Raw genomic sequence first — 6217 nt, 5'->3', positions numbered from 1 at the left:
GCAATATTGGCAGGACTTTCGATTTTACTGAACACTCTTCAACTGCTCTCGGAATATTCAATAGATGAACTGAATGAAATCGCAACAATTGCATTAAGTACCTAAAGATGTGTAGATACCTATGCCTACAAGGAGAGGGAATTTCTTTTGTAGTGATCATAAAAAATGATTTATGAAAGAACTTTAATATCTAAAGATTTAAAAGAAATGAAAAAATAGAATATGGAGGTTCTGCTAGTGGAAATTAATCTATTCATACTTTGTAATTGTATTTATCCCGAAGCGGTATTTAAAACAGCCTAAGCCATCATAAGCTTTTACGAGCCCATAAAAAAGCCTTTGAATGATTCAAAGGCTTTTTGGTTTTAAATATTTGAAGCTTTCAGTTTTTCGGTAATTTCAGCCAGAACTTTAATCCGTTTTACTTCATCCCATAACGCTTTAGCTTCAGGGTAATGTTTCGACATCATGCCGAGCCATTGCTTGTAGCGGCCGACCATCCCGATCTCAGTTTTGGCCGGACCATTGATAAAACGAATTTGCAGTTGCAGCAACTCATTCCAGTTCATCAAAGGCGCATCAGAGTTTTGGCGGATACATTGGGTCAGGTCGGGTGTGGTTACTGCACCACGGCCAATCATCAGGTCTTCACAACCAGATTCCAGACGGCACTGTTTGGCATCGGCATTGTTCCAGATTTCACCATTGGCAATTACATTGATCTTGAGTGCTTCACGAATCGGTTGTAGCTGGTCCCAAAAAGCAGGTTGAGTATAGCCATCAGCTTTGGTGCGTGCATGAACGGTGACCCAGGCTGCACCGGCATCTTCAATGGCATGGGCATTTTCCAACATGAAATTACGGTCCATATAACCCAGTCGCATTTTGGCGGAGACTGGAATATGTGCAGGCACTGCATCACGCACGGCTTTAACCAGCTCATGTACGACTTCAGGTTCATCTAAAAGGACTGAGCCACCGCGATGACGGTTCACGGTTTTGGCCGGACAACCAAAATTCATGTCAATTGCCGGTGCGCCCATTGCCGCCACTTTGGCGGCATTCGCTGCCAGCATCTCCGGATTATTTCCTAAGAATTGGACATGTACGGGTGTACCTGCCGCCGTCTTGCCATCATTCAGCAGTTCAGGGCAGTAAGTATGATAAATATGGTCGGGCAGAATGGAGTCGGTGACACGAATAAACTCGGTCACGCACCAGTCAAAGCTACCTACGGATGTCAGCACATCACGCATAATCGGATCGGTTAAGCCTTCCATGGGAGCAAGCACAAGTTTCAACGGTGCACACCTGTAAATTTAAAACGGTGTTATACGTTTTTTTAGGCAGCCTGTCTAGGCTGGATCGGAATTGAATGATTAGTACCTGAAAATTGAACTTTTTAGGCTGATATAAAAAGGCCCTTAATGTGGATTAAAGGCCTTTAAAAGTGAAGATTAAGAAGATTTATCGGTATCCAGCCATTTTAATCAGCCAGTTTTTCGACTTTCATACTTTCACGATAATACTGACAGCCCTTGTACAACAGAAAGCAGCCAATCAATCCGGCAATCGCATTGACGATCGAGATTGAGTTACCGACCATCAGGGTGTTCTGGAAATATTTATCTGTGATCAACGCTACAGCGGTGGTTCCGACACCTAAGGCAATCAGGTTTGAAACCAGCAGGAACTTGGCAGATACCTGTGCGCGTAGCTGATTTGGTGTCAGCATTTGCGTGGCAGCTGCCGATGCTGGAATCGGGAAAGTGGAAAAGAACATCGCCACAAAAATCAGCGCAAATGAAAGCTGCATATTATCGACCTGAGTAAACAGGACACTCGGAATAATCAGCGCCGCACAGCCAATGGCACCGGTACGAATTGCAGCATCGCTATAACCACGTTTAGAGAAGAAGTCGATCAGCCAGCCACAGAACAAGGCACCCGAAGTATTCGCGACTAGAATAATCGTACCGAGGATATAACCGGTTTGACTCGCATCCAGACCGAAATTACGGATGTAATAGGCAGGTGCCCAGCCTAGAAGGGAATACAACATCATGGTATAAAAAGAAAAGCCAATAAAATGACAGAAGAAAGTCTTTTTATGTGTCTTGATAAAACCGATCGAGTTTTTGAAAGAGGCTTTAATGACCTGGCCATCCTGACCGACTTTCATACCCTTACGTGCAGGTTAACGCACCGTCAGCACCATGAGTAGGGCTAGTAATACGCCCGGTAGACCCACAATCATAAAGGTAAGTTGCCAGGTTTTCACTTCACCAATAAGTGGTAAAGCTACGAAGCTGACATCTTTTAGCAGGCCAATCACATAGCCGCCAATCAGGAAAGCTAAGCCCGAACCAATAAAGGCACCAATCGCATATACTCCGAGTGCACGACCTAATTTATCTTTTGGAAATAAATCGGCAACGATTGAATAAAAGGCAGGGGAAAGCGCAGCTTCGCCGGCACCCACACTCAAACGTGCAATAAACATTTGAATAAAGTTTTTACTGAGACCACAGGCCGCTGTGGCGAGACTCCAGAATGCAATCCCGGTTGCAATGATTTTAATCCGGGACTTTTGATCCGCCAATGCTGCAATGGGCAAGCCCATAATGGCATAAAACAAGGAGAAGGCCAGACCTTGTAACAGGCTGAACTGGGTATCGCTCAGCATTAAATCGGCTTTAATCGGTTCAATCATTAACGATAAAATTTGACGGTCTACAAATGACAGAATGTAAGCCACCATACAAATGACCACCACATACCATTGATAGGTGCTGCTTTCCGGTGGCGGTTCAATCTGTTCAGACAGCGGCACGGCCGTTTCTGTCGGTATAGGCTCAAAACTTTGATTTGGCGGTTGAATCGTCCTTTCAACCATTTCTAGGTTCAGCGATTTATCATTCATCATGCAACATCCTGTGCTGATCGTGTGAGATATTTATTTGATACTTTTAACTGGTTTGTTATTTTTATATTGTATCGCATTTAAATAATCTAGAGGCTTAATGGATAGACGTCAATCTGTTTTTAAAAATAGATACAAATAATATTTAAAGACAAAAAAAAGGAATCATAATGATTCCTTTTTTTGAGTGTGCATTTTTAGCCACGCTCAACCAGCGTTAAAATATCGTAGGTTGCAACCAGTTCATTGCGTTGGTTTTTCACTTTAATATCCCAGACCACGACACCATGTGGTTTCTGTGTCGGATCGCGCAGTGCTTTCGGAGTTTTCTGCTTACAGGTCAGTTCTACCTGAATGGTATCGCCAATTTTCACCGGTTCTACAAAGCGCAAGTTGTCCATACCATAGTTGGCAATGACCGGACCCTGAGCGGCATCAACGAATAAACCTGCAGCTGCGGATACCACGAAATAACCATGCGCCACACGTTCACCAAACAGCGATTCTGCCGCAGCAATCTTGTCCATATGCGCATAGAAGTGATCACCGCTCAGGCAGCCGAAATTCACCAGATCCGCTTCGGTCACGCTACGTCGTGCAGTCAGCAAACGTTCACCAATACGCAATTCATCAAATGATTTTTTGAAAGGGTGTACACGGTCTTCAAAGACCTGAGCTCCGGCAGTCCAGCTATGGCCGACTTGGGTCATGGCATTCGGTGAACCTTGAATCGCAGTCCGTTGCATATAATGTTTGACAGCACGCAAGCCACCGAGTTCTTCACCGCCACCAGCGCGGCCTGGTCCACCATGCACCAGTAAAGGCAATGGCGAACCATGTCCGGTACTTTCTTTGGCACTTTCAGCATCCAGAATATGTACACGTCCATGCCATGGTGCAATTTTGCTGAGCAGTTGTTCAATATTTTCATCGGTATTGCGTACGATGGATGCTACCAGACTACCTTCGCCACGTGCCACCAGGTCAGCAAGCTGAGCTAGGTCAGTATATGGCATTAAAGTGACTACAGGCCCAAAGGCTTCAATCTCATGAATGTTTTCTGCCTGAGCCGGTGCTTTGCATACCAAAACTGTTGGTGGATAACATGCAGACTTTTCAGCATTTTGTACTTGAAGAATAAAGTCCTGACGCAAGTGGCTACCGAACACGATCTCTGCATCCTGGCTCAGCTGTTCAACTTTTGCAGCGACATCATGTTTTTGTTTGACGCTGGCCAAAGCCCCCATGCTGACGCCTTCCTGAGCCGGATCGCCCACGACCACTTTTTTCAGTTTTTCAATCAGACGGTTTTGTACTGTATCCAATAGCTCGGCTGGCACAAAGGCACGACGAATGGCAGTGCATTTTTGTCCGGCTTTGGTGGTCATTTCACGGAAGACCTCACGGACAAATAAATCAATGCTTTCGTCATTGGCTTGTTCGGTCAAAATCGCACTGTTGACCGAGTCTGCTTCCATGATGAACGGAATCGAGTAGGCATTTAAGTGTGGATGCGAACGCAGTTTTTGCCCGGTTGACGCAGAACCGGTAAAGGTGACCGTATCTTGAGGGTTTAAATAATCAAATAAATCATAGACCTGTCCGCAAATGAGCTGCAGTGAGCCTTCTGGCAAGAAACCGCTTTTATGAATGGCTTTGACCACGGCATGGGTCAGCTCGGCACCTTCAGTCGCCGGTTTGACAATACAGGGTACACCTGCCAGTAGCGTAGGAGCGATTTTCTCCAGCATGCCCCAGATTGGAAAGTTAAAAGCATTGATATGCACGGCGACACCGGCTTTAGGCGTCAGAATATGTTTCGCGCCAAAGCTACCTTGCTTAGAAAGAGGAATCCAGGCATCTTCGACCAGCGCTGTTTCATCACTGAGTTCGCGGCGCACCAAACTCGAATAGGCATATAAGGTCCCCATCCCGCCTTCAATATCAATCCAGGCATCTTTACGGGTACAGCCGGTTGCCTTGGCAAGTTCATAAAAGTCTTCTTTGCGTTCCATCAAATACTGTGCCACTTGCTTGAGTGCATTGGCACGTTGATGGAAAGTCCAGCTGGCAATAGTCGCGCCTTTTTGTTTGGCATACTTCACCACTGCTTGGGTATCGATGCCCTGACTGCCGACTTGATAAACCGCTTCACCGCTAATGGCATGATACACCGTACGTAAATCGGCTTGAGCTGTGTATTCCTGACCATAGATCAGTGAGCTTAAGCTTTTGATGGAAATAGGATTATTTTGTGACTCAGTATCTTGATAATCCATTGCGCTTGAGCCGCTATTTAACTCTAACATTGTAAAACTCCATTTATGATACGCTTTGATAGGTATTTTAATTTTAATGTTTCATAATTTGTGATTAAAAAGCTGAAATGTCAATCACAAATGTGTGTTTAAAAATGATTAGCAATAAAATAAAATATATTTTTATATAAAAAACAAAACTTTATTAAAAATATCCTAAGAAAATTAAATGATACTAATAAATATATATTGATTTTAATTATGTATCGTTTTAATTTAAATGTATCAACACTTGGGATAAGTGAGGGAACAATGAATAATCAACAACAAATCTTTGATCAAAAGATTGGAAAGGATATTTCCATCGAGCCGAAGGACTGGATGCCGGATGCTTATCGTAAGACCTTGATTCGTCAGATCGGTCAGCACGCACACTCTGAAGTGGTTGGCATGTTGCCGGAAGGCAACTGGATTACCCGTGCACCGACCTTGAAACGTAAAGCAGTGCTGATGGCAAAAGTCCAGGATGAAGCAGGTCATGCTTTGTATCTCTACAGTGCTGCAGAAACCTTAGGTGCTGACCGTGACGACATGATGGATAAGCTGATTGCCTGTCGCATGAAATATTCATCGATTTTTAACTATCCAACCCTGAGCTGGGCTGATGTTGCAGCGATTGGCTGGCTGGTGGATGGTGCAGCGATTGTTAATCAGGTTGCGCTGTGCCGTACGTCTTACGGTCCTTATGCACGTGCCATGGTGCGCGTCTGTAAGGAAGAGAGTTTCCATCAACGTCAGGGCTTTGAAGCCATGATGGAATTGGCCAATGGTACGCCGGAACAAAAGCAATTGGCACAGGATGCAGTGAATCGTTTCTGGTGGCCGGCACTGATGATGTTTGGGCCAAGCGATGATAATTCACCGAACAGTGCACAAAGTATGCAGTGGAAAATTAAATTATTCAGCAACGATGAGCTACGTCAGAAATTTGTCGATAACACCGTGTCGCAAGTCTTACAGCTTGGTTTAACCGTTC

Annotated in this window: 3 protein-coding genes and 1 pseudogene; 1 reads left to right on the top strand and 3 read right to left on the bottom strand. The window is 44.6% G+C overall.

Annotated features, from left to right (window positions below):
• Positions 1-365: 365 nt before the first annotated feature.
• The 3 genes and pseudogenes from WAK81_RS02980 to paaZ form a co-directional block, all read right to left on the bottom strand.
• The gene (locus tag WAK81_RS02980; RefSeq protein WP_422195625.1) at positions 366-1301 is read right to left on the bottom strand and encodes a tRNA-dihydrouridine synthase; all 936 of its coding nucleotides are present in this window, start codon (positions 1299-1301) and stop codon (positions 366-368) included.
• Positions 1302-1486: 185 nt separating this feature from the next.
• Positions 1487-2926, bottom strand: a pseudogene (locus WAK81_RS02975) (spinster family MFS transporter).
• A 194-nt stretch (positions 2927-3120) separates the two neighbouring features.
• On the bottom strand, positions 3121-5232 hold the full coding sequence (gene paaZ, locus WAK81_RS02970) for a phenylacetic acid degradation bifunctional protein PaaZ (protein WP_422195624.1): 2112 nt from the start codon (positions 5230-5232) through the stop codon (positions 3121-3123).
• Between the two features lie 261 nt (positions 5233-5493).
• Between paaZ and paaA the strand changes: the two genes are divergently transcribed.
• Positions 5494-6217 (top strand): 1,2-phenylacetyl-CoA epoxidase subunit PaaA (gene paaA, locus WAK81_RS02965; RefSeq protein WP_422195623.1); only part of this gene is annotated, 724 nt, incomplete at its 3' end.

The organism is Acinetobacter sp., from assembly GCF_049284435.1.
Classification (GTDB): domain Bacteria; phylum Pseudomonadota; class Gammaproteobacteria; order Pseudomonadales; family Moraxellaceae; genus Acinetobacter.
Note: the sequence above shows the minus strand (reverse complement) of the source record. Positions and strands in the feature narration are given on the sequence as shown.

Coding starts and splice junctions, on each gene's coding strand:
- paaZ (WP_422195624.1), bottom strand. CDS start 5,232: ATGTTAGAGTTAAATAGCGGCTCAAGCGCAATGGATTATCAAGATACT.